Source organism: Streptomyces sp. NPDC056835 (genome assembly GCF_042789485.1).
GTDB lineage: Bacteria > Actinomycetota > Actinomycetes > Streptomycetales > Streptomycetaceae > Streptomyces.
Genome location: NZ_JBHUBB010000018.1, coordinates 16,666 through 38,090 on the forward strand (window position 1 = coordinate 16,666; position 21,425 = coordinate 38,090).

Genomic DNA, 21,425 nt, shown 5'->3' on the forward strand with positions numbered 1-21,425 from the left:
TCGGTGCGACCGGGGCCCGCCGGACCTGACGGGACTCCTTGACGAGGTGAGAGCCGTGCATGAACTGTCCATCGCCACCGCCGTGGTCGCCCAGGTGGAGGAAGCCGTCCGTACCAACGGCGGCGGTCGCGTCACCTCGCTGCGGTTGAGGATCGGCGAGCTGGCGGGTGTGGTGCCGGAGGCGCTCCGGTTCTCCTTCGGGCTGGCGAGCGAGGGGACCGTGCTCGACGGGGCCCGGCTGGAGGTGGACACCGTCCCCGGCCGCGCCCGCTGTGGAGGCTGCGGCCGGGAGAGTGACACCGGCGTGCCGCCGATGCTGTGGTGCGCCCCGTGCGCGCGCCCGCTCGGCGAACTGCTGTCGGGACGGGAGCTGGAGATCGCCGAGGTCGTCCTCACGGATCCCTCGGATGCGCCGAGCCCGGTCAGCGGTGACGATCGGGATACGCCCGAGGAGGCAACCCATGTGCCGAGTGGTTGATCTGCGTCAAGCCGTGCTGGCCAAGAACGATGCCGGCGCCGCGGAGTTGCGTGAGCATCTCGCCGCCCGTGGAACGGCGGAGGTGAATCTGCTGTCGAGTCCGGGCAGCGGCAAGACGGCCCTGCTGGAGCTGCTGCTCGCCCGCGCCGTCGCCGGAGGTGTCACCGTCGCCGCGGTAACCGCGGATCTGGCCACCGAGAACGACGCGCGGCGGCTCGCCCGCGCCGGGGCGCCGGTCAAGCAGGTACTCACGGACGGACTGTGCCATCTGGAGGCCGGGATGCTCCGGGAGCGTCTGGACGGCTGGCTGCCGCGGGACACCCGGGTGCTCTTCGTGGAGAACGTCGGCAACCTGGTCTGTCCTGCCTCCTACGACCTCGGGGAGAGCCTGCGGATCGTGCTGGGCTCCGTCACCGAGGGCGAGGACAAGCCGCTCAAGTACCCGACGGCGTTCGGCCTGGCCCATCTCGTGGTCATCACCAAGACGGATATCGCCGAGGCCGTCGAATTCGACGCGGCGGCGTTCCACCGCAATGTGCGGCAGGTGAACCCGGGCGTGCCGGTGCTGGAGACCTCCGCGCGTACCGGCGCGGGGGTGGACGAACTGCTGGCCCTGATCCTCGGGGTCGCCGACGGGGCCCCCGTACACCAGCCGGTGCTCGCGCATCAGCACGAGCGGTATCTGCACCACCATCACGGTGACGAGGACGGCCATACCCACGACGGGCACGGGGACGGGCACGGGGATGGGCGCGGGGACGGGGACGGCCCTTCCCACGGACACCCCGCCGCGGACTCAGTCCACGTCCCTGTCCGCGTCCCCGGAGCGGCAGACACGCCATGAGCCGACCCGTCACGGACACCGGCACGGATGCGGGAACCGACAGTGCCGCCGCTCCCCCGGGGTCACACCGCGCCCCCCTCGAACGCCGGCGTGCCGTCGTACGCGGTGTCGTCCAGGGCGTCGGCTTCCGGCCGTTCGTGTACGCGCTCGCCAGTGAACTGGGCCTGACGGGCTGGGTCACGAACAACGCGGACGGTGTGGAGACGGAGGTGGAGGGGGCGAGCCGCGCCGTCACCGCGTTCTGTCAGCGGCTCGCCTCCGACGCTCCCCCGACGGCCGTCGTCGAATCCGTCCAGCTCCGGACCGTACCGACCGCGGGGGGCAGCGGGTTCACCATCCGTCCCTCGGCGGGCGGCAGCGGCCGGACCCTCGTCTCCCCCGACATGGCGACCTGTGACGCCTGTCTGTCCGAACTGGCCGACCCGGGCGACCGCCGCTACCGTCATCCGTTCATCAGCTGCACCCACTGCGGCCCCCGGTTCACCGTGGTGACCGGGCTGCCGTACGACCGGGCGCTGACCACCATGGCCGGCTTCCCGCTCTGCGCCGACTGCGCGCGCGAATACGCGGACCCCGCCGACCGGCGCTTCCATGCCCAGCCCGTCGCCTGCCACGCCTGCGGTCCCCGGCTCACCCTGATCACCCGGGGGTCCACCGGCGCGGCGCCGACCGGTGAGGACGCCCTGGCCGGGGCGCGCCGGCTGCTGGCCGCGGGAGCGGTCGTGGCGGTGAAGGGGCTCGGCGGCTACCACCTCGCCTGCGACGCCTCCGATCCGTCCGCCGTACAGACGCTGCGCACGCGCAAGAACCGTGGCGCGAAGCCGTTCGCCGTGATGGCGGGCTCGCTGGAGACGGTGGAGCGCCTTGTCTTCACCAGCCCGCTGGAGCGTGATCTGCTGCTCGGCCGGAGCAGACCCGTCGTCCTGCTGCGGCGCCGTGACGGGTCAGGGCCCGGGGCCCGCGGTACGGCCGGAGCGGGGTCACGGTCCTGGTCGCTCGTCACGGACGGTGTCGCGCCCGGCAGTCCCGACCTCGGGGTGCTGATGCCCTACACGCCCGTGCACCATCTGCTGCTGGGCCTGCCCGGCGATCCGGCGGGCCCGCCCGTACTCGTGATGACCAGCGGAAACCGCTCAGGCGAACCCATCGTCACCGATGACGAGGAGGCGCTGATCCGGCTGGACGGTCTCGCGGACGCCTGGCTGACGCACGACCGGCCGGTGCGGGTGCCGTGCGACGACTCGGTGGTACGGGTCTGCGCGCGCCAGGAGCTTCCCGTACGGCGCTCCCGCGGCTACGCCCCGCTGCCGGTCGCCCTGCCCGTCCCGGTGGAAGCGGCACTCGCGGTCGGCGGGGACCTGAAGAACACCTTCTGCGTCGCGGAGGGCCGGTACGCGTGGCTGTCCGCCCATGTCGGTGACATGGACGACCTGGCGACACTGACCGCGTACGAGAGCGCGGTGGACCAGCTCTCGGAGCTGGCGTCGGTCACCCCGCGGGTGCTCGTCGCGGACAAGCATCCCGGCTACCGCTCGGGCCAGTGGGCGGACCGCCACGCGGAGGGCCGCCCGGTGCGCCGCGTCCAGCACCATCACGCGCATGTGGCGTCCACGATGGCCGAACACGGCCTGGACGGCTCGGCGCCGGTGATCGGTGTGGCCTTCGACGGCACCGGCTACGGCGACGACGGCGCCGTGTGGGGCGGTGAGGTGCTGCTCGCGGACTACGACGGCTTCCGGCGGTTCGCGCATCTGGCGTATGTGCCGCTGCCCGGCGGCGACGCGGCCGTACGCAACCCGTACCGCATGGCGCTCTCCCATCTGCGGGCGGCGGGGCTGCCCTGGTCCGAGGATCTGCCGTGTGTCGCCGCGTGCCCGCCCGCCGAACGGCGGCTGCTGGAGCGTCAGCTCGACCGGGGTATCAGCTGCGTGCCCACCTCCAGCATGGGGCGGCTGTTCGACGCGGTCGCGTCGCTCGCCGGGGTGTGCCATCGCGTGGAGTACGAGGCCCAGGCGGCCATGGAGCTGGAGCACGCGGCGCTGACGGCGGCCGGGGACATACGGTCCTTCGGCTACCGGTTCGGGCTGCCCGCCGCTCCGAGGTCCGGGGACGCCCCGCTGATGGCCGACCCCGCGCCCGTACTGGCCGCCGCTGTCGAGGACCTGCGGGCGGGCGCGGACGCGAGCACGGTGGCCGCGCGGTTCCATGGCGCGGTCGTCTCGCTGGTGCACGAGGTGTGCCGGGCGGCCCGTGACCGTACGGGCCTGGCCACCGTCGCGCTGACCGGCGGGGTGTTCTGCAACGCCCTGCTGACCAGCGGCTGTGCGCAGCGGCTGGAGCGCGACGGATTCACCGTACTGCGGCACCGCACGGTGCCCCCGAACGACGGCGGGCTGGCGCTGGGCCAGTTGATGATCGCCGCCCGGACGACGACGAGCTGAGCCACCACCGGCCGGGGTTCCGGCCGGACCACCGGTTGACGTGAAGGAGGAGCGATGTGCCTTGCCGTGCCCGGCAGAGTGCTGGAGATCGAGGAGCGTGACGGAACCCGGATGGCCCAGGTCGACTTCGGCGGCGTCATCAAGGACGTCTGTCTGGAGTACGTGCCCGAGATGAAGGTCGGTGACTACGCGATCGTCCATGTCGGCTTCGCGCTCCAGCGGCTCGACGAGGAGTCCGCGAAGCAGACACTGCGGCTCTTCGAGAATCTGGGCGTTCTGGAGGAGGAGTTCGGCGACGCGTGGGGGCGGGCCGCGCGGGAGGCGGGGGCCGAGCGTCCGGCCGACACGCCGCCGCCGGTCCTGAGTCCTGAGCCCTGACAGTCCTGCGAGTCCTGCGAGTCCTGCGAGTCCTGCGAGTCCTGCGAGTCCTGCGAGTCCTGCGAGTCCTGCGAGTCCTGAAGGAGGAGACCATTCGATGAAGTATCTCGACGAGTTCAGCGATCCCGAGCTGGCCCGGCGCCTTTTCGACGACATCCGCGCCACCGTCACCCGGCCCTGGGCCCTGATGGAGGTCTGCGGCGGCCAGACCCACTCGATCATCCGCCATGGCATCGACCAGTTGCTCCCCGAGGGCATCGAACTCATCCATGGCCCCGGCTGCCCGGTCTGTGTGACCCCGCTGGACACCATCGACAAGGCGCTGGAGATCGCCTCCCGTCCCGACGTGATCTTCTGTTCGTTCGGCGACATGCTGAGGGTGCCGGGCAGCGGGCGTGATCTGTTCAAGGTCAAGAGCGAAGGCGGGGACGTACGGGTCGTGTACTCGCCGCTCGACGCGCTCACGATCGCCCAGCGGAATCCGGACCGTCAGGTGGTCTTCTTCGGGATCGGGTTCGAGACCACGGCCCCGCCCAACGCCATGACCGTCTACCAGGCCAAGAAGCTCGGCATCGCGAACTTCAGCCTGCTGGTCTCGCACGTCCGCGTACCCCCGGCGATCGACGCCATCATGAACTCGCCCGACTGCCGGGTGCAGGCCTTTCTCGCCGCCGGGCACGTCTGCACGGTGATGGGGATCGGTGAGTACCCCGAACTCGCCGAGCGCCACCGCGTCCCCATCGTCGTCACCGGCTTCGAACCGCTGGACATCCTGGAGGGCATCCGGCGCGCCGTACGGCAGTTGGAAGCCGGCGAACACACCGTCGAGAACGCCTACCCGCGCGCGGTCCAGGCGGAGGGCAGCCCGGCCGCGCAGGCCATGCTGGCCGATGTCTTCGAGGTCACCGACCGGGCCTGGCGCGGTATCGGGATGATCCCGGCCAGCGGCTGGCGGCTGTCCCCCGCGTACCGGCAGTACGACGCGGAGTACCGCTTCTCGGTGACGGGGATGCATACGGAGGAGTCCACGGAGTGCCGCAGCGGTGAGGTGCTTCAGGGGCTGATCAAACCGCATGAGTGCGAGGCGTTCGGTACGACCTGTACCCCGCGCAATCCGCTCGGCGCCACGATGGTGTCGAGTGAGGGCGCCTGCGCCGCGTACTTCCTGTACCGCAGGCTGGCGACACCGGGCGCGGCGGGCTCCGCCGGTACGCGCGAAGAGGTGACTTCCCTTGGCTGAGACGACCGGGGTCCGGGTGGGCGAGGCGGACGCCGTCCTGCCGGAAGCGCCGCCCGCCACCGCCGACTTCTCCGGGTGGACCTGTCCCGCCCCGCTGCGTGACCACGCGAAGGTTGTCATGGGACACGGCGGCGGCGGGCAGCTCTCCGCCGAGCTCGTCGAGCATCTTTTCGCGCCGGCGTTCGGCGGCGACGTCCTCGGGGAGCTGGGCGATTCCGCGATCGTCACCCTCGGCGGGGCGCGGCTCGCCTTCTCCACCGACTCGTATGTCGTGCGCCCGCTGTTCTTCCCCGGCGGCAGCATCGGCGATCTCGCGGTCAACGGGACGGTCAACGATCTGGCCATGATGGGCGCCACGCCCGCCTATCTGTCCTGCGGGTTCATTCTGGAGGAGGGCGTCGAACTCGCCACGGTCGGCCGGGTGGCCGAGGCTCTGGGAGCCGCCGCCAGGGCCGCGGGGGTGGTCGTCGCCACGGGCGACACCAAGGTCGTGGACGCGGGACACGGCGACGGCATCTTCATCAACACGGCGGGCATCGGGCTGATCCCCGACGGGATCGACATCCGTCCACGGCGTGCCGCGCCCGGCGACGTGGTCATCGTCAGCGGTCCGCTCGGCGAGCACGGCGTGGCGATCATGAGCGTCCGGGAGGGCCTGGAGTTCGGGGTGGAGATCGTGAGCGACACGGCCCCGCTCGCCTCGCTCGTCCGGGCCATGCTGAACGTCTGCCGCGATCTGCATGTGCTGCGGGATCCGACCCGCGGTGGGCTCGCGACCTCGCTCAACGAGATCGCGTCGGCGGCGGGGGTGGGCATCACCCTGCGGGAACGGGCGCTTCCGGTGCCGGACTCCGTCGCCAACGCGTGTGCCTTCCTGGGCCTCGATCCTTTGTATGTCGCCAACGAGGGCAAGCTCGTGGCGTTCGTACCGCCGGCCCACGCCGACGAGGTGCTGGCGGCGATGCGGGCGCATCCGCGGGGCCGTGGGGCGGTGGCGATCGGCACGTGCACGACGGACCACCCCGGCATGGTCGTGGCGAGCACCGGTCTGGGCGGCACCCGGGTGGTGGACACGCCGTTGGGTGAGCAACTTCCCCGTATCTGCTGACGCGCACACCACGGCCGCCCGGACACGGCGGGACCGGTCATCGCGCGTGCGCCACCGGACTCCGCGCGTGCGCCGCCGGTCAGAACTCCTCGTGGTGCCGGGGCCGGCCGGGTAGGGCGGGGCGGGTCCCACGGCGGAGGAGTCCGCTCACGCGGCCGCCGCGAACGCGTTGACTCCGGTCAGCTCGGCCGAGAGCCGCCACAGGCGCTTCGCCTGCTCGGGGTCGGTCGCGTAGGCGCGTACGCCACCGGGCACCGAGACGTCCTCCGCCGCGGGCTCGGCGATGTCGCAGTCCTCGCAGTACACCCCGCCCGCGCCCGCCAGCCGCGGTGAGGTCGCCGCCCACACCTGGGTGGCCGCACCCTGCTCCACCGTCTTGAACACGGGGTTCACCGCGTTTCCCGCTTCGTCGATCCAGCCGGCGGCGACCATTTCCTCCTTGGGGAGGTGGCGCTGCAACGGGGTGAGGATGCCGCCGGGGTGCACCGAGAACGCCCGTACACCGGAGTCCCGGCCGAGCGCGTCGAGTTCCAGGGCGAACAGCGCGTTGGCGGTCTTCGCCTGGCCGTAGGCCTGCCACTTGTCGTAGTCGTGCGCGAACCACATGTCGTCCCAGCGGATGGGCGAGTTGCGGTGGGCGGACGAGGAGAGGGAGATGACCCGCGCGCCACCGGGCACGAGCGCCGGCCAGAGCCTGTTCACGAGCGCGAAGTGGCCGAGGTGGTTGGTCGCGAACTGCGCCTCCCAGCCGGGGCCGACCCGGGTCTCCGGGCAGGCCATGACCGCCGCGTTGTTGATGACGATGTCGATGGCGCGGTCCGAGGCGAGAAAGCGCTCGGCGAACCGGCGGACACTGTCGAGATCGGCGAGGTCGAGTTCGTCGACCTCCACGCCGTCGATCCCGTCGAGCGCCTTCTCCGCGGTCTCGCGTCGGCGCGCGGGCACCACGACGTGGGCACCGGCCCCGGTGAGGGCGCGTGTGGTCTCCAGGCCGAGGCCGGAGTATCCGCCGGTGACGACGGCGAGTTCGCCGCTGAGGTCGATGCCGCGCAGCACGTCCTGTGTGGTGCTGTGGGCTCCGAAACCGGATCCGATGGTGTGCTGTGGGGTTGTCATGCCCGAAAGGCTACGAATTGGAGCGCACTCGAAGTCAAGGGCATCGGCCGGACTCCGTAAGGTTCACCCCAGTGACGGGTTTGTCCGGGAAGTCGGCGATGCCCGGACGCCTCGGCGGACCGTACGCGCACGCCCGAGGCACCGATCCGCCGCGCTGCTGAGCGACAGTCGAATCCACCAGCGGGGCGCGGGGCGCGAACCGCCCACGATCGGGTCAGCGATGCGTGGACGGGCCGGGTCAACTGCTAGGCAGGGACGTTCTTGTCCGTTCCGTAACCCTGGAGTGACCCATGCCCACCGATGCCGTTCTCACCGAGGAGCAGGACTCTCCCACGGTCCCTCCGCTGATTCCGGAGCAGCCGGCCGAGGAGGGCGGTCCTGACGGCCCGGTCGAGGAACGCGACCTGACGGTCGAGGAACGCGACCTGACGTTCGACGGCTTCCGCTACACCTGCCGCATCGTCGATCACGGCACCGCGCTGACCGAGCCCGTTCTCGTGCTGGGCGGCTCGTCCCAGGACCGCAACTCCTGGGTACGGCACGAGAAGTGGCTCGCTCCGCTGGGGCAGGTGATCACCGTGGATCTGCCGGGGTACGGTACGGCCGATTTCCTGCCCGCGCACTACGGCGTCGACTTCCTCGCCGCGACCGTCCGGCATCTGCTCACCGAACTCGACGTACCGCGCGTCAATCTGGTCGCCGCCTGCTACGGCGGCGCGGTCGGTCTGCGCTTCGCCCAGCACTACCCGGGGATGCTCGCCCGGCTGCTGCTGGTCGGGATGACCACCCGGATCCCGGCGGACTACGCGGCGGCGATGGAGCGCTGGTCCGTGATGATCGACCGCGGTGAGACGGAGACCATCGCCCGTGAGCTGGCCGACCGTTTCATGTCACCGCCCGGCACGGGCCGGGTACGCAAGCACGCCGCCGTGTCCCGGCTGGTCTACCAGCAGATCGCCGGGCAGGACCCCGAGCAGCTGAGGAAGTCCGCCGAGCACAACACCCGGCTGATGCGGCACGAGTGGTACCGGCCGGAACCGGTACCCGCCGTGCCGAGCCTGGTGGTGACCGGTGAGCACGACACGCTGTGCACGCCCGCCATGGGACGTGAGGTGGCCGCGCAGCTCCCCGAGGCGCGGTTCCTGACCATCGACGAGACCGACCATCTGGCTCCGGTGGAGCGGATCGCGGACTTCGCCGATCTCATGGCGCGGTTCTGCACCGACCTGCCGCTCGATGAACTCCCGTACGCCAGCGGGACGGAGACACTGGGCACGGCCGTCGGAGCCGCCGGTCGCGGTGAGGGCGCCACGTCCTGAGCGCGAATCCGCCGGCCCAGGGGAGCGGCCAACGGCGGCGGTACGGCGGCGCGGCTGGATCCGCCCCTCAGCGGGAGAGGGGCCGCAGGTCCGTCGCGTCGGCGATGCCCACTTCGAGGAGCGCGACCTTGTTCGTACCGAGATAGGTCAGCCGGTCCTTGTCGAAGACCCAGACGACGCTGTCGCCGTCCGTGTGGAAGGCGAGACCGACGCCGTACCGTCCCGCGGCGTCGATGGCGCCCTGCCTGACGACGACTCCGGGGATCTTGGCGGTCGCCCGGTACAGCGCCGCGTTCAGCTCGGGCCGCAGGGTCGACTGCGGCAGCATCTCGGCGATGGCCTCGAAGACCGCCTCGTCGTGAGTCGGGCCCTGGCCCTCGGTGTCCTTCTCGATCTTCTTCAGCAGGGTGTCGGGGTCGGTGGGAAGGGCCTCCAGCTCACGGTACGTGGTCATGTTGGGGTCCTTGTCGAGCACCATCTCCCCTTCAAGGCGCTGGGAGTCCGGCGAAGGGCTTCCCGGCTCGAACGCCTGCCGGGCGAGTCCGTTCCGCTCGCCGTCCACCGCGACCCAGTCCTCGCGGACGAAGACGTCCGTGCCCTCCCCGAGCGCCGACCACGAGCCCTTGATCTTCGTGTAGACGTACTGCTCGTCACGTACGGTCGTGGCCGGGCGCTCGGCGGCCACCACGGCGATACGGTCCAGCAGGCGCACCGCCTCGTGGTTGTCGGCCGCGGTGAGCGCGTAGTCGCGGAACACGCCCGTGAGGATCATCACCGTAACCGCGGCGGCCACGAGAGCGGTTCGTCGCCGCCGGCCGGGACGGGCCCGCGGCACGAGTGAGGGCGCGGGCTCGGATTCCCGGGTGATGCGGTGCATAAAGCGCTGTTTGAGGAAACTCTGCCGGTCGGAGGAGAGGTCCTGGCATTGCGGCGCCGGGGGAACCGGAAACGATTCCTCATGTCCGGCGCGGGACTGCCGTCGCGAGAAGAAGCTCATCGGTTTCCTTCCTGTACCGACGCGACCGCCGAAGCGCGGCTGTCCATGAACTGTCCGCGGGAGGCGAAGCGTTGCGTGTGTCTTTCACCTCCGCTGTTGTTGGCGCCGCTCTTCTTGGCTCTGCTGCGGCGCAGTTCCGCTTCGGTGAGTTTCCGGAGCCGCCCGCGGGCGCGGGACAGTCGGGAGCGTACGGTGCCGACGGCCACACCAAGGGCCTCGGCGACGGCCGTGTGGTCGAGGCCTTCCCAGACACACAGGGTGAAAACCTCCCGTTCCGCGCGCCGGAGCCCACCCAGCGCCACCCTGGCAGCGGCCAGTTCCTCGGTGTCGGCCAGCCGGGCGGCCAGACCTTCCGCGAAGTCCGGTACAGCTTCCGGTTCCGGGAGCCGAGCGAGCGCGAGGTCGTGGCGTCTGGCCGTGCGCACGATATTACGCATGACGTTCGTGGCGATTCCGAGCAGCCAGGGACGCAGACTCTCCCCCTCCGCGTGCACCCTTTCGCGGAGCCTCCACGCCTCCAGAAAGGTCAGCGACACGACGTCCTCGGCGGTGGCCCAATTACCGGTGACACGTATGGCATAGCGATAGACGATTCGGGCGTAATCCTCGAATAGCCGCCCAAATTCTGCCGGGTCGCCATCGCGTATGCGGGCGCGGGGCGAATTGTTCACATCTAGCCCTGTCCGGTTCCGGTCCTGCGTTGCCATGATTCATGCCATACGCGCATACGGTCGTTTTCGCGCAGACCGGGTGTCGAACGGCTGAACAGTGAACGTCAAAGGCGTGACGTCCCGCGAGTGCCGGAAAAGAAGACAGATCTCCGCGCTCCGGCCGCCCACGGGAACCGCCCCGGGAAATCGGCACCGCCATGGGCGGCCGGACGGCGTCAGGCCCCCGGGTGCGGCGGAAGCGGCACGGGCGTGGCGAACGCCCCGTTGTGGTGCACCAGCGCGGGCCCCTCGCCATGGCCGCCGCCCGACTCGACCTCACCGACCACGAGCACATGGTCGCCCACGCGCTGACGCAGCGTCACCCGGGCGCTGAGCCAGGCCGGTACGCCCTCCAGCAGCGGCAGCCCGTCGTGGTCCGCCGTCCAGCGGACCCCGGCGAACCGGTCGATGCCACTGCGCGCGAACTGCCGGGCGAGCGTGGTGTTCTGGGTGCCGAGCACATGGACGGCGAAGCGGTCGGCGCTCTGTACGGCGGCGAGCGTGGAGGCCGTGAGGCCGAGGCAGAAGGAGACCAGCGCGGGTTCCAGCGAGACCGAGGTGAACGAGGTCGCGGTGAAGCCGGCCGGTCCCGGCACCGTGATCACGGTGACCCCGGCCGCGTGCCGCCGCAGGGTGCGGCGCAGTATCTCGTCACCGGCAACGAGCCCGCCGGCCGGAGGAGTTGGATTCACCGAGGCGGTGGAGGCGTGGGGCTCGGTGGCTGCGGTGCGTTCTGCGGACACGGTCATGCCGCTTCCCTTCATCCGTATGGTCACAGGTCACCCGTCTCGACGGTGAGGATCGGGCGCCGCTCCGGGCCGGCGCGCAGTCGCTCCAGCCACAGCACGACGGCCGCCGCCGTGGTCCGGTGCGAGGCGTCGTTGAGGACGTCGTGCAGCCCTTCGCGCAGCACGCCGAGGGTGGCGCCCGGCAGCCCGGCGGCCAGCTCGCGGGCCCGGTCCGGCGGGGTGACCGGGTCGGACCCGCCGTGCAGGATCAGGGCGGGGGTGTCCGGCCACGCTTCGGTGAGCAGATGGGCGGGGACGGGGGCGGTGAGCTGTCCCCGTACGAAGCCCTGGTCCTCGCTGAGGCGCTTCCGGTGGGTCGGGCACGCGGTACGCGCCGCCAGTTCGGCGTCCCAGGCGCTCTCCTGGGCCGCACCGGTCGGTGGCCCGGCCACTTCCCCGGTCGGTGGCCCGGCCACTTCCCCGGTCGGGGCCGCCCCGGCGATGACGATCCCCTCGACCGGAAGCCTCGGGTCGGCCGCCGCCGCGTGGAGGGCCTGGAGCGCTCCCGTATCGCTGCCGACCAGCACCACGGGCACGGCGAGATCGGGACCCGCCGCCTCGGCCGCGCGTGCCAGTACGGCGTCCGTGCGGTCCTCCGGGGCGGTGTCGAGCGCGTGGACGACATATCCGTCGGCGGACAGCCTCCGGCCGAACCGCTCGTAGACGAGCGGGTGTTCCCCGCGGCCCGGCAGGATGAGGAGGGTGCCGCGCGGGGCGATACCGGCAGGCGGCCGCCAGTCGGCCGTGGTGGACCGGGCGGCGACGGCGGGGCTGAACAGATCGGTCATCGGTGGCTTCCGAGCGGGTCGGGGTCGGGGGCGGGGGCGGGTGCGGGGGCGGGTGCGGTGGATGCGAGGGGCCGGGCGGACGATGCGACCGGCGTGGCAGCGGCGGTGGCCCTGCGATGGGCGAGTTCCTGACGGACGAGCGGGATCAGCTCGCGCCCGTACTCGACGGCGTCGTCCAGCGGGTCGTACCCACGGATGAGCAGCGTGGTCGCACCGATGTCGACGTAGTCGAGCAGCGCACGCGCGACGGTCTCCGGGGTGCCGACAAGGGCGGTGGTGTTGCCGCCCGCTCCGGTGGCGGTGGCCGTCGGCGTCCACAGCGCGCGGTCGTGGAGGTCACCCTTGGCCGCGGCGGCGAGCAGCCGCTGCGAACCGACATTGGCCGGGCCGACGTCGGCCACGCCGTTCTGCCCCTGGTGGTGGCGCGCCTGGTCGAAGAAGGGCCGTCCGGCTCCTGACTTGATGGTGTCCAGGATGCGGTGTGCCCGCTCCCAGGCCAGTTCCTCGGTAGCGCCGAGAATCGGACGGAAGGACACACTGATACCCGGTGGTGTGGTGCGCCCGGCGGCGACGGCCGCCGCGCGCACGGACGCGATCTGCTCGGCGGTCTCGGCCAGCGGCTCGCCCCACAGCGCGAAGGTGTCGGCGTGCCTGCCGCCCACCCGGTAGGCGGCCTCGGAAGAGCCGCCGAAGTAGAGCGGGATGCCGGACGCGTGGACGGGCAGGACCTCGGAGCCGTATTCCTCGAAGCGGTAGTGGCGGCCCTCGTGGCTGAAGGGTTCGGCGGACGACCAGGCCCGGCGCAGGATGGACAGGTACTCGTCGGTGCGGTCGTAACGCTCCTCCTTGTCCAGGTAGTCGCCGTCCCTGCGCTGCTCGGTGTCGTTGCCGCCAGTGATGGTGTGTACGGCGACGCGTCCGCCGCTGAACCGGTCGAGCGTGGCGAAGGAACGGGCCGCGAGCGTCGGCGCGATGAAGCCGGGGCGGTGGGCGACGAGCAGGCCGAGTCGTTCGGTCCTGGCGGCGACATACGCGGCGACCTGCGCGCCGTCGGGCCTGCTGGAGCTGTAGCCGATGAGGATCCGGTCGAAGCCGGCGTCCTCGTGGGCACGGGCGAACCGGGCCGTGTAGTCGGGGTCGATGACGGGCCCGCTGGGCGGCCTGGTCTCGGAGGCGTCCTGGGTCCCGATCATGCCGATGAACTCGACGCGTGGGGTTCCAGGGGCGTTGGGACCGTTCGGGCCGCTCTGGTCGTTCTGGGTGTTCTGGGTGTTCTGGGCTGCGGAGTCCTCAGGAGCGGACGGTGCGGTCGGATCCGGCATGGGTTCAGTCGCCTTTCGGTGTGGACCGGCGGTCGAGCGCGCGGGCGAGCGCCGCGCGGCCGGTGGTGAGCAGTACGGAGTCGTCCTGCGGTGTGTGCACCCGCGCGCACAGCACGTCGCGGTAGTACCGCTGGAGCGGGTTGGCGCGGGTGAGGCCGTGGTTGCCGGTGAGGGCGACGGCCTGTTCGACGGCCGTGATGGCGGCGCGGGTGCCGAGCACCTTGATGGCGCCGGCCTGCTCCGCGGCCTCCGGGTCGCCGTCGTCGATCCGATCGGCCACCGCGTCGACCAGTGTGTTCGCCCCCAGGAGAGCTGCCTCGATCTCACCGACGGCGCTCTGGAACCGGGGCAGTGCGGCCAGTGGCGCGCCGAGCGCCGTCGGGACCCGGTCGTGCAGAAAGCCGGTGAGCCAGTCCCTGGCCGCGCCCGCGACCCCCAGATAGAGGGCGGTCAGCCCGAAGGCGTTCCAGGCGCCGGTCTCCGGGTCGGGCCGGGCGCCGGGGGTGTCGCCGGGTTCGTCGAGCGCGATGACGTCGTCGGCGGGTACGGGTGTGGAGTTGAGCACGACATCGTCACTGCGGCTGGCGCGCAGTCCGACATGGTCCCATGTGGGTTCGACGGTCAGCCCCGGGCTGCCGGCGCGGACGATGAAGGTGCCGACGCGTACGGGGTCCTCGTCCGTTCGCGCGAAGACCAGCATCCGGCTGAGCCCGACGGCACCGGTGGAGTAGATCTTCCGTCCCGTCAGCAGCCAGTCACCGCCCTCACGACGGGCGGTGGTGGCGGGCAGTCCGCCACGCACCGGGCTGCCCAACTCCGGCTCCACCCGCAGGGAGTTGACCAGGGCCGGTCCGGTGGCCGCCTCGTCGAGAAGCGCGGCGTACGCGGCGGGCGGCCAGCCCGGGGTACGGGCCTGCGCGGCATGCGTGAACAGCGTCATGGCGGTGACCAGCGCGACGGCCGGGTCCCCGGCGCCGAGCGCGCGCAGGATACGGACGGTGTCGGCGAGTCCGGCCCCGGGGCCGCCGTGCCGGGCCGCCACGGTGGCGGTGAGCAGCCCGGCCTCCTGGGCGAGGACGAATCCCTCGGACGGGAAGGAGGCGTCGCGGTCGTGCTCGGCCGCGCGGGCGGCGAGTGCGGTGGTGAGGGCGGGGAGTTGGCCGAGGTCCAGGGGCGGCAGCGCGCGGACTCCGGGGACTCCGGGAACTCCGGGAACTCCGGGAACTCCGGGAACTCCGGGAACTCCGGGGCTTTGGGGGCGCGTCCGCCGGGCGGGGCGTCGGTACGGGTGCGGATGCGGGCGTGGGTCACAGTGTCTCCGGCCGGTCGTCGGGTGGGGGTCGCGTTCGAGCAGGGGCGGTGGGCTCCGTACGGTCACCGGGGGCCCGTGTATTTCTCGGCCTGGACCGGCGCGTGCCGGCGCGGTGGCTCTCCCGCGTTCGCTCAGCCGAGCCGGTCGCGCCAGCCGGCGGCGTGGTGGCAGGCGACGGAGTGGGGCCGCCCGGCCTCCGTGACGGCGGCGGGGCGCGGCTCGTCCCGGCATTCCGCTCCCGCGAAGCGGCAGCGTGGTGCGAAGACACAGCCCTCGTCGTCCGGCCACGGCTCGCGGTCCGGCGCGGGCCTCAACTCGGCGGGCAGCAGCCGGTGTTCACGGCGTACGCTCGGCGCGGAGGCGGTGAGCAGCGCGGTATACGGATGCCGGGGGTGCTCAAGTACCTCACTGATGGGGCCCTGTTCCACGAGTCGTCCGCGATAGAGGACGGCGACCCGGTCCGCGATCCCGGCCAGCGAGCTGAGGTCGTGGGAGATGACGACGACGGCGAGGCCCAGTTCACGGCGGAGTCGGTCGAGCAGGCTCAGTACGAGATTGCGGTTGGAGGCGTCCAGCGCGCTGACCGGCTCGTCGCTGAGCAGCAGGCGCGGCCGGGTGACGATGGCGCGGGCGAGCGAGACCCGTTGCCGCTGACCGCCGGAGAGCTGCCCGGGGATCCGCGATCCGAGAGCCTGAGCGTCCAGGCCCACCAGGGCCAGCGCCTCGTCGGTCCGCTCGGCGCGTTCCCGGCGGGTGAGCGCGCCGACGGCGGCGAGTGGCTCAGCCACTGTCCGGCGTACCGTCAGCTCCGGGTCCTGGGAGCGGAGCGGGTCCTGGAACATGAACTGCACCCGCCCGGTGCGCCGGAACTCCCGCAGTTCGCGGCGGGTGAGCCGGACCAGATCTGTCCCCTCGAAGCTGATGCCGCCCGCTTCGGGCCGTACCAGACCGACCGTGGCACGGGCCAGGGTGGTCTTGCCCGAGCCGGTCTCACCGATGATCCCGAGGATCTCGCCCGTACGTACGGTGAGATCGACGCCGGACAGGACCCGGGTGCTACCGGCGCGCCGCAGCGAGGTGGCCCGGCGGCCGTACGACACGGACAGTCCGCTGATCTCCAGCAGCGGGGCCCGGTCCCGCGGTGACGCGGCCGGCGGTGACGCGTCCGGGTCTCCCTTCCGGGTGGTGAGATCCCGGCCCAGGACGGTGGTCATGAGGAGGCTCCTTCCGACACGGGTTCGGGTGTGGACGCGGAGGCGGCGGTGGGAGACGCGACGGGTGAGGCGACGGATGCGGCGGGCGCGGCGACGCCGGAGCGCGTGGGCGGCGCTTCGTCCAGCAGTCCGGCGGGGCGCAGGCAACGCGCCCTGCGTCCGTCGTCCAGCGCGTACAGGGCGACGGGCTCCTCGGTGCACCGGGCGACGGCGTGGGCGCAGCGGTCGGCGAACCGGCAGCCGGGCAGTACGGCGCCGGTCTCCGGCGGCCGGCCGGGGATGATGTCCAGCTCACGGCGTCCCCACGCACCGATCGACGCGACCCGCAGCAGCGCCTCGGTGTACGGATGCGCCGGCGCGGCGAGCACGTCGGCGGTCGGACCGTCCTCGACGATCTCGCCCGCGTACATCACGAGGACGCGGTCGCAGCTCTCGGCGACCACGGCCAGGTCATGGGTGACAAGGAGCAGGGCGAGGCCCTGTTCGGCCCGCAGGCGCTGGAGTAGTTCGAGTATTTCCGCCTGGATGACCACATCGAGGGCGGTGGTGGCCTCGTCCGCGATGAGGAGTTCGGGGCCGCAGGACACGGCGACGGCGATCAGGACGCGCTGGAGCATCCCACCGGACAGCTCGTGCGGGTACTGGTGGAAGACCTCCTCGGGGCGGTGCAGTCCGACGGCCGCGAACAGCTCGACGGCGCGGGTGCGCGCGTCCGTACGGGAGAGCGCGCCTCCCACCCGCAGCTGCTCGGCGAGCTGGCGCCCCACGGTGAGGGAGGGGTTGAGATACGAGGCGGGGTCCTGAAACACGGCGCCGATCCGGCTGCCGCGTACCGCGTTCCACTGCTTACGGGTGAACGCGGTGAGATCGGCGGCCGGTTCGGTGCCGGTGGCGCCAAGGGTGATACGGCCGTCCGATACCGCGCATCCGGCGGGCAGCACACCGAGGGCGGAGCGGCAGGTCAGGCTCTTCCCGCTGCCGGACTCCCCCACCAGCCCGACGGCTTCGCCGCGCCCGAGCGTGAAGGACACGTCCCGGACGGCGTGCGCTCCGCCGGAGACAGTGACATCGAGTCCGTCGACGGTCAGTACGGGGTCGGCCGGTGCTGACACCGTGGCGGGCGGGGTGTCGTGGTCAGCCAGTGGTGACACGCTGCTCGACCTCCTCTGTGTGGCCGTGGGCGGTACGCGGAGCGCGGCCGGGCGGGGAGGCGACGGCGACCGGGGCCGCAGCCGGGGTCCCCACCGGCGGGGCCGGGGCCGTCACCCGTGGATCGCCTGCCGCCGTGCCGCTGTCGCGCACCGCGTCCGCGAGGATGTTGAGGGCGCCGACCGTGATCATGATCGCGGCGCCCGGGATCAGCGGCGCCCAGGGCTGCTGCGCCAGATAGCCCAGATCCGAGGCGAGCATCCCGCCCCAGGTCGGCGCGGGCGGCTGGACGCCCAGCCCCAGGAAGGTCAGGGACGCGACCACCAGCAGCGCCTGCCCGACGGCCTGGGCTGTCGTGACCGCCACCGTGGGCAGGATCTTGCCCCACACGTGGGTACGCAGGATCCACCAGCGGGACGCACCCATCAGCTCCGCCGCCTCGACGTACTGAGCCTGCTTCAGGCCCAGCGCCGCCGCGCGCGTCACCCGGAAGTACAGCGGGGCGAAGAGCACGCCCAGCGCCAGCATCGCCTGGTGCATACCGTTGCCCAGCGCGCCCACCACCGCGATCGCGAAGACCGTGAACGGCATGATCATCAAGGTGTCCGCGGCCCGCTGCGCCGTCCATTCGACGGTCCTGCCGAGCCATACGGAGGCGATCCCCGGCACGATACCGAGCAGCATCGCCGCCCCGACGGCCTCCAGGGCGCCCACGATCGAGCTTCCCGTGCCCGCCAGCAGCCTGCTGAGGACATCGCGCCCCAGATAGTCGGTCCCGAGCGGATGCGTGGCGCTGGGTCCGTGCAGCATGTCCACCGGGTGCTGGGCCAGCGGATCGTAGGGCGCGAGGGCGCCGCCCGCGACGGCCAGCAGCGCGACAAGAGCCAGCACGGCCAGCGAGATCCGGGCCGAGGGGAGCCGCCAGGTGCGGCGAAGGGTCCTCATGACGCCCCGCCTTCCCCGGCGCCGCGGTCGCGGCCGGACCCGCCGGACCCACCGCGGGCCGCCGGATTGAGCGCGGTGAGCGCGGCGTTGACACCGATGTTGGCGACGAGCACGACGGCGACGGTCACCAGCAGCGTCCCCTGGATGACGGGGATGTCGTGCTGCTCCGCGGACTGGAGCGACAGCTGGGCGATCCCCGGCAGATTGAAGATCTTCTCGGTGACCACCGCGCCGCCCAGGATGACCGGCACACTCACCCCGAGGACGGAGAGCGCGGGTCCCGCCGCGTTGCGCAGCACATGGCCGAACAGCACGCGCCGCGCCGAGAAACCACGCATCTCGGCGCCGGTCACATAGTTCTCGCGCAGGGCTCCGACGAGCGAGGTCCGCAGCTGCCGGGCGATGGACGCGGCGGCGTCCAGGCTGAGGGCGAACGCGGGCAGGACCGCGTACCGCAGCCACTCCCCCGGGCTCTGCCCGAGCGGTACGTACCCGCCGGTGGGCAACGCGCCGAGCTGTACCGCGAAGACGACGATCAGCACGATGCCGATGAGGAAGGGCGGCAGTGTGGCGAGGACCGAGCAGACGAGCGTGACGGCCCGGTCGATCCGTCCGCCGCTGTTCAGCGCGGCGGCGATACCGGCCCCGCCACCGGTCAGTACGGCGAGCAGCAGGGCCAGCCCCGCGATGGACAGATCCACCGGCAGCGCCTGCGCGACGCTGTCCGCGACGGGCACGCCGGTGAACCAGGAGACACCGAGATCGCCGGTGAGCGCGTGGCCGAGCCAGCTCAGATACTGCGCGTACAGCGGCCGGTCCAGGCCGAACTGCGCCTCCATCCGGGCGATGTCGGCCGGGGTCGCCTGGTCGCCGAGCACGGCCGCGGCCGGGTTGGCGTCGGACAGGGCGCCGAGGGCGAAGGTGAGGAGCGAGGCCAGCACGAAGACCGTGGCGGTGGTGACGAGCAGCCGGCCGAGCGGCCGGGGCGCCCCGGCGAGCCGCCGGCGTACGGAACCGCCTGGGCGCCCGGTGCGCGACGCCCCCGCCAGTACGGGCGCGGTCATGAGACGGTGACCCCCTCGAACCGCTGGACGACGGTGTACGCGGGGATCTCGGAGACCTTGGGGTTGCGCGCCAGGATGCGCGGGGTGGTGTAGAGGAAGACGTTCGGCATGGTCCGTACGGCGATCCCGGTGGCCTTCCGCAGAACGGCCGGGTAGTCGGGCGCGTCCAGCGGCGTGCGGCGTACCTCATCGAGTGCCTTCTCCAGCTCGGGCGAGGTGGTGCGGCCCGGGTTCATCAGGCCCTCCTTGCCGAAGAGCACCTGGAAGCCCTGGGTGGCGGACTCGCGCCCGGCGAACTGGTCGACATAGAGCGCCTTGCTCCGCTGGACGTAGACGAGCTGGGTGGCGCGGCCCGCCGGGATGGTCTCGATCGTGGCCGTGATGCCGACCTTCTTCAGCTGAGCCTGGATCAGTTCCGGCACTCCCTCGGCGTTCTGGGCGGAGAGCGTGATCTTGAGCCCGTCGGCGTGGCCGGCCTTCGCGAGCAGTTCCCTCGCCTTCCCGGGGTCGTACGGGAAGAGCTTGTCCAGGGCGTCGTCATGGCCCGCGTAGCCCTTGGGGAAGGGCTGACGGGTGACGTCGCCGTGCCCGAAGGAAGCGGTCTTGACCAGTTCCTCGCGGTCGATGGCGTACTTCAGCGCGAGGGCCACATCGGGGTTGGTATAGGGCTCCTTGCCGATATGGACATCGAGAACGGCCACCACCATGGACGGGATGACCTGGACCTCCAGGCCCGCGGCCTTGGCCGCCTCCACCTGACTGCCGGGGATCTGGGCCACGTTGTACTGCCCCGAGGTGAGAGCGGCGACCACCGTGGAGGGCTCGGGGAGCGGATAGAGCTCAAAGTTCTCGATCCTGACGCGGCCGGCGTCCCAGTAGTCCGGGTTGCGGCGCAGCACGGCCTTCGAGTTCTGTACGTACGAGACCAGGGTGTACGGTCCCGAGCCGGCCGGATTGGTGGCGAGGCTCGCGGCGTCGCTCTCGAAGACCTTGGGGTTGACGATCATCCCGGTCTTCCCGGCGAGGAGCAGCGGTATCTGGAAGTCGGGCTCGGCGAGCCGCAGTTCGACGGTGCGGGCGTCGACGGCCGTGACCTGCTCGACGCCGACGAGCTGCGAGGCGACCAGCGACTTCTCGTCGTCTCGGCCGCGTTCGAGGCTCTTCTTCACGGCGGTGGCGTCGATGGGTGTGCCGTCGCTGAACTTCTGTCCCTGGCGGAGGGTGAAGGTGACGACGGTGCCCTCCGCGTTGTACTTCCACGAGGTGGCCAGGGCGGGAACGGCGTTTCCGGCCTGGTCGAGTGTGGTGAGCCCCGAGTAGACGAGGGACAGGGAGTGCACGTCCCAGCCGGCGGAGGAAGTGACGGGATCCCAGGAAGTCGTCAGGTTCCAGCCCCATTTGAGGGTGGAACCTCGACCGCCGGCCGACGAGGCGGTCCCGCCTCCGCAGGCGGTGAGGGCCAGTGCGGCACCCGCGCCGAGCGAGAGCCCGAGGAACGAGCGCCGTCCGAGGCCCGGGCCGAGGCCGGAACCGGACAGCGGAGTGGACGGCGGTGCGGTGGCCGGGCGGTCCGCGCCGGCGGTGGTGGATGGGGTGCGGAGGATCGGCATGGGTGCGCCACCTTTCTGGGCCGTACCGGTGCACTCGGGTACGCGGGCGGGCCCGTGGGACGCCCGGGCGGGCGCCCCGGCGGAAACGGGAGAGGAACGGGCAGGACCGGAAGCGGACAGGGATGTGCCGCGAAAACCGACGGTCGGGCAACGGGCCGCTGAATCAAGGAGGTTGAGCGGCGCGGGCGGGAGTCGGGGTGGCGAACGAGAGGCGACGCCGACGCCACCGCGACATCGGGGCGGGTACGGCGACTGAGGAGAGTCCGTAGTCGGAGCGACATGCTTGCCGCCCGCCAAGTGCGGGACGAGAGAATCCCGGACGGGAGAATCCCGGACGGGAGAATCCCGGACGGGGGAATCCGGCGGGCCCGGCGGAGGAAACCGGCGTACGTCCCCGGCTCATCGGGCGATCGCGTCGTCGGGGGTTACCCGGGAGGCCGCCGGAGACCGAGGCAGGGCCGGAGTGCCGAGGGCCTCAGTGGGCCGTCTCGGCGGGTCGGATCAGCGACAGAGGGCGCTGGAGGTACGCAGGTAATCCACGTAGCGGCAGACCACGGCGGGGTGCATCGAACGCATGCCCCGTATCCTCACGGTCCCGCGAC

General features: G+C 71.9%; 19 protein-coding genes. 7 read left to right on the top strand and 12 right to left on the bottom strand.

The window, feature by feature from the left end; translation table 11 throughout:
* Positions 1-55 precede the first annotated feature (55 nt).
* The 6 genes from ACFRMN_RS21265 (at position 56) to hypE (ending at position 6,489) form a co-directional block, all read left to right on the top strand.
* Positions 56-478: a hydrogenase maturation nickel metallochaperone HypA gene (locus ACFRMN_RS21265; protein ID WP_383021781.1), complete on the top strand. Its 423-nt coding sequence runs from the start codon at positions 56-58 to the stop codon at positions 476-478.
* Entirely contained in the window at positions 462-1,322 is an 861-nt protein-coding gene (hypB, locus tag ACFRMN_RS21270; RefSeq protein ID WP_383021784.1) for a hydrogenase nickel incorporation protein HypB, read from the top strand. Before ACFRMN_RS21265 ends, hypB begins: the two co-directional genes overlap by 17 nt.
* Positions 1,319-3,763: a carbamoyltransferase HypF gene (gene hypF / locus ACFRMN_RS21275; RefSeq protein ID WP_383021786.1), complete on the top strand. Its 2,445-nt coding sequence runs from the start codon at positions 1,319-1,321 to the stop codon at positions 3,761-3,763. Before hypB ends, hypF begins: the two co-directional genes overlap by 4 nt.
* Positions 3,764-3,817: 54 nt before the next feature.
* Entirely contained in the window at positions 3,818-4,141 is a 324-nt protein-coding gene (locus ACFRMN_RS21280) for a HypC/HybG/HupF family hydrogenase formation chaperone (protein WP_383021789.1), read from the top strand.
* A 97-nt stretch (positions 4,142-4,238) separates the two neighbouring features.
* Positions 4,239-5,381, top strand: coding sequence for a hydrogenase formation protein HypD (hypD, locus tag ACFRMN_RS21285; RefSeq protein WP_383021792.1), 1,143 nt, complete (start codon positions 4,239-4,241; stop codon positions 5,379-5,381).
* Positions 5,382-5,499: 118 nt separating this feature from the next.
* Positions 5,500-6,489, top strand: a complete 990-nt coding sequence (gene hypE, locus ACFRMN_RS21290) for a hydrogenase expression/formation protein HypE (protein WP_383022104.1) — start codon at positions 5,500-5,502, stop codon at positions 6,487-6,489.
* A 147-nt stretch (positions 6,490-6,636) separates the two neighbouring features.
* Here the strand turns inward: hypE and ACFRMN_RS21295 are convergent, their stop codons facing one another.
* Positions 6,637-7,605 (bottom strand): SDR family NAD(P)-dependent oxidoreductase, encoded by a 969-nt coding sequence (locus tag ACFRMN_RS21295; RefSeq protein WP_383021795.1) that lies wholly within the window; start codon positions 7,603-7,605, stop codon positions 6,637-6,639.
* A 290-nt stretch (positions 7,606-7,895) separates the two neighbouring features.
* Here ACFRMN_RS21295 and ACFRMN_RS21300 point away from each other — a divergent pair, with 290 nt between their 5' ends.
* Entirely contained in the window at positions 7,896-8,924 is a 1,029-nt protein-coding gene (locus tag ACFRMN_RS21300; RefSeq protein WP_383021797.1) for an alpha/beta fold hydrolase, read from the top strand.
* 67 nt (positions 8,925-8,991) lie between these two features.
* Here the strand turns inward: ACFRMN_RS21300 and ACFRMN_RS21305 are convergent, their stop codons facing one another.
* The 11 genes from ACFRMN_RS21305 to ACFRMN_RS21355 all read right to left on the bottom strand — a co-directional run bounded on the left by ACFRMN_RS21305 (position 8,992) and on the right by ACFRMN_RS21355 (position 20,823).
* Positions 8,992-9,921, bottom strand: coding sequence for a CU044_5270 family protein (locus tag ACFRMN_RS21305; RefSeq protein ID WP_383021800.1), 930 nt, complete (start codon positions 9,919-9,921; stop codon positions 8,992-8,994).
* The gene (locus ACFRMN_RS21310; protein ID WP_383021803.1) at positions 9,918-10,628 is read right to left on the bottom strand and encodes an RNA polymerase sigma factor; all 711 of its coding nucleotides are present in this window, start codon (positions 10,626-10,628) and stop codon (positions 9,918-9,920) included. Before ACFRMN_RS21310 ends, ACFRMN_RS21305 begins: the two co-directional genes overlap by 4 nt.
* Before the next feature lie 179 nt (positions 10,629-10,807).
* Complete coding sequence (locus ACFRMN_RS21315) at positions 10,808-11,380, bottom strand: flavin reductase family protein (RefSeq protein ID WP_383021806.1); 573 nt, start codon at positions 11,378-11,380, stop codon at positions 10,808-10,810.
* A 23-nt stretch (positions 11,381-11,403) separates the two neighbouring features.
* Positions 11,404-12,207 (bottom strand): alpha/beta hydrolase, encoded by an 804-nt coding sequence (locus ACFRMN_RS21320; protein WP_383021808.1) that lies wholly within the window; start codon positions 12,205-12,207, stop codon positions 11,404-11,406.
* A complete protein-coding gene (locus ACFRMN_RS21325; protein WP_383022106.1) occupies positions 12,204-13,400 on the bottom strand; it encodes an LLM class flavin-dependent oxidoreductase in 1,197 nt (398 codons plus the stop codon). The genes ACFRMN_RS21320 and ACFRMN_RS21325 overlap by 4 nt, the downstream gene beginning before the upstream one ends.
* 133 nt (positions 13,401-13,533) lie before the next feature.
* Positions 13,534-14,907: an acyl-CoA dehydrogenase family protein gene (locus ACFRMN_RS21330; protein WP_383021811.1), complete on the bottom strand. Its 1,374-nt coding sequence runs from the start codon at positions 14,905-14,907 to the stop codon at positions 13,534-13,536.
* Positions 14,908-14,972: 65 nt separating this feature from the next.
* Positions 14,973-16,055: an ABC transporter ATP-binding protein gene (locus ACFRMN_RS21335; RefSeq protein WP_383021813.1), complete on the bottom strand. Its 1,083-nt coding sequence runs from the start codon at positions 16,053-16,055 to the stop codon at positions 14,973-14,975.
* Positions 16,052-17,206 (bottom strand): ABC transporter ATP-binding protein, encoded by a 1,155-nt coding sequence (locus ACFRMN_RS21340; protein WP_383021816.1) that lies wholly within the window; start codon positions 17,204-17,206, stop codon positions 16,052-16,054. Before ACFRMN_RS21340 ends, ACFRMN_RS21335 begins: the two co-directional genes overlap by 4 nt.
* The gene (locus ACFRMN_RS21345) at positions 17,190-18,149 is read right to left on the bottom strand and encodes an ABC transporter permease (protein WP_383021819.1); all 960 of its coding nucleotides are present in this window, start codon (positions 18,147-18,149) and stop codon (positions 17,190-17,192) included. Before ACFRMN_RS21345 ends, ACFRMN_RS21340 begins: the two co-directional genes overlap by 17 nt.
* Positions 18,146-19,213: an ABC transporter permease gene (locus tag ACFRMN_RS21350; RefSeq protein WP_383021821.1), complete on the bottom strand. Its 1,068-nt coding sequence runs from the start codon at positions 19,211-19,213 to the stop codon at positions 18,146-18,148. The genes ACFRMN_RS21345 and ACFRMN_RS21350 overlap by 4 nt, the downstream gene beginning before the upstream one ends.
* Positions 19,210-20,823, bottom strand: a complete 1,614-nt coding sequence (locus ACFRMN_RS21355; RefSeq protein WP_383021824.1) for an ABC transporter substrate-binding protein — start codon at positions 20,821-20,823, stop codon at positions 19,210-19,212. Before ACFRMN_RS21355 ends, ACFRMN_RS21350 begins: the two co-directional genes overlap by 4 nt.
* Positions 20,824-21,425: the final 602 nt, after the last annotated feature.

What these genes read in the sequence shown, in the direction of transcription:
- hypB (WP_383021784.1), top strand. Translation starts at nt 462, where the DNA reads ATGTGCCGAGTGGTTGATCTGCGTCAAGCCGTGCTGGCCAAGAACGAT.
- hypF (WP_383021786.1), top strand. Translation starts at nt 1,319, where the DNA reads ATGAGCCGACCCGTCACGGACACCGGCACGGATGCGGGAACCGACAGT.
- ACFRMN_RS21280 (WP_383021789.1), top strand. Translation starts at nt 3,818, where the DNA reads ATGTGCCTTGCCGTGCCCGGCAGAGTGCTGGAGATCGAGGAGCGTGAC.
- hypD (WP_383021792.1), top strand. Translation starts at nt 4,239, where the DNA reads ATGAAGTATCTCGACGAGTTCAGCGATCCCGAGCTGGCCCGGCGCCTT.
- hypE (WP_383022104.1), top strand. Translation starts at nt 5,500, where the DNA reads ATGGGACACGGCGGCGGCGGGCAGCTCTCCGCCGAGCTCGTCGAGCAT.
- ACFRMN_RS21295 (WP_383021795.1), bottom strand. Translation starts at nt 7,605, where the DNA reads ATGACAACCCCACAGCACACCATCGGATCCGGTTTCGGAGCCCACAGC.
- ACFRMN_RS21300 (WP_383021797.1), top strand. Translation starts at nt 7,896, where the DNA reads ATGCCCACCGATGCCGTTCTCACCGAGGAGCAGGACTCTCCCACGGTC.
- ACFRMN_RS21305 (WP_383021800.1), bottom strand. Translation starts at nt 9,921, where the DNA reads ATGAGCTTCTTCTCGCGACGGCAGTCCCGCGCCGGACATGAGGAATCG.
- ACFRMN_RS21310 (WP_383021803.1), bottom strand. Translation starts at nt 10,628, where the DNA reads ATGGCAACGCAGGACCGGAACCGGACAGGGCTAGATGTGAACAATTCG.
- ACFRMN_RS21315 (WP_383021806.1), bottom strand. Translation starts at nt 11,380, where the DNA reads ATGACCGTGTCCGCAGAACGCACCGCAGCCACCGAGCCCCACGCCTCC.
- ACFRMN_RS21320 (WP_383021808.1), bottom strand. Translation starts at nt 12,207, where the DNA reads ATGACCGATCTGTTCAGCCCCGCCGTCGCCGCCCGGTCCACCACGGCC.
- ACFRMN_RS21325 (WP_383022106.1), bottom strand. Translation starts at nt 13,400, where the DNA reads ATGATCGGGACCCAGGACGCCTCCGAGACCAGGCCGCCCAGCGGGCCC.
- ACFRMN_RS21335 (WP_383021813.1), bottom strand. Translation starts at nt 16,055, where the DNA reads ATGACCACCGTCCTGGGCCGGGATCTCACCACCCGGAAGGGAGACCCG.
- ACFRMN_RS21345 (WP_383021819.1), bottom strand. Translation starts at nt 18,149, where the DNA reads ATGAGGACCCTTCGCCGCACCTGGCGGCTCCCCTCGGCCCGGATCTCG.
- ACFRMN_RS21350 (WP_383021821.1), bottom strand. Translation starts at nt 19,213, where the DNA reads ATGACCGCGCCCGTACTGGCGGGGGCGTCGCGCACCGGGCGCCCAGGC.
- ACFRMN_RS21355 (WP_383021824.1), bottom strand. Translation starts at nt 20,823, where the DNA reads ATGCCGATCCTCCGCACCCCATCCACCACCGCCGGCGCGGACCGCCCG.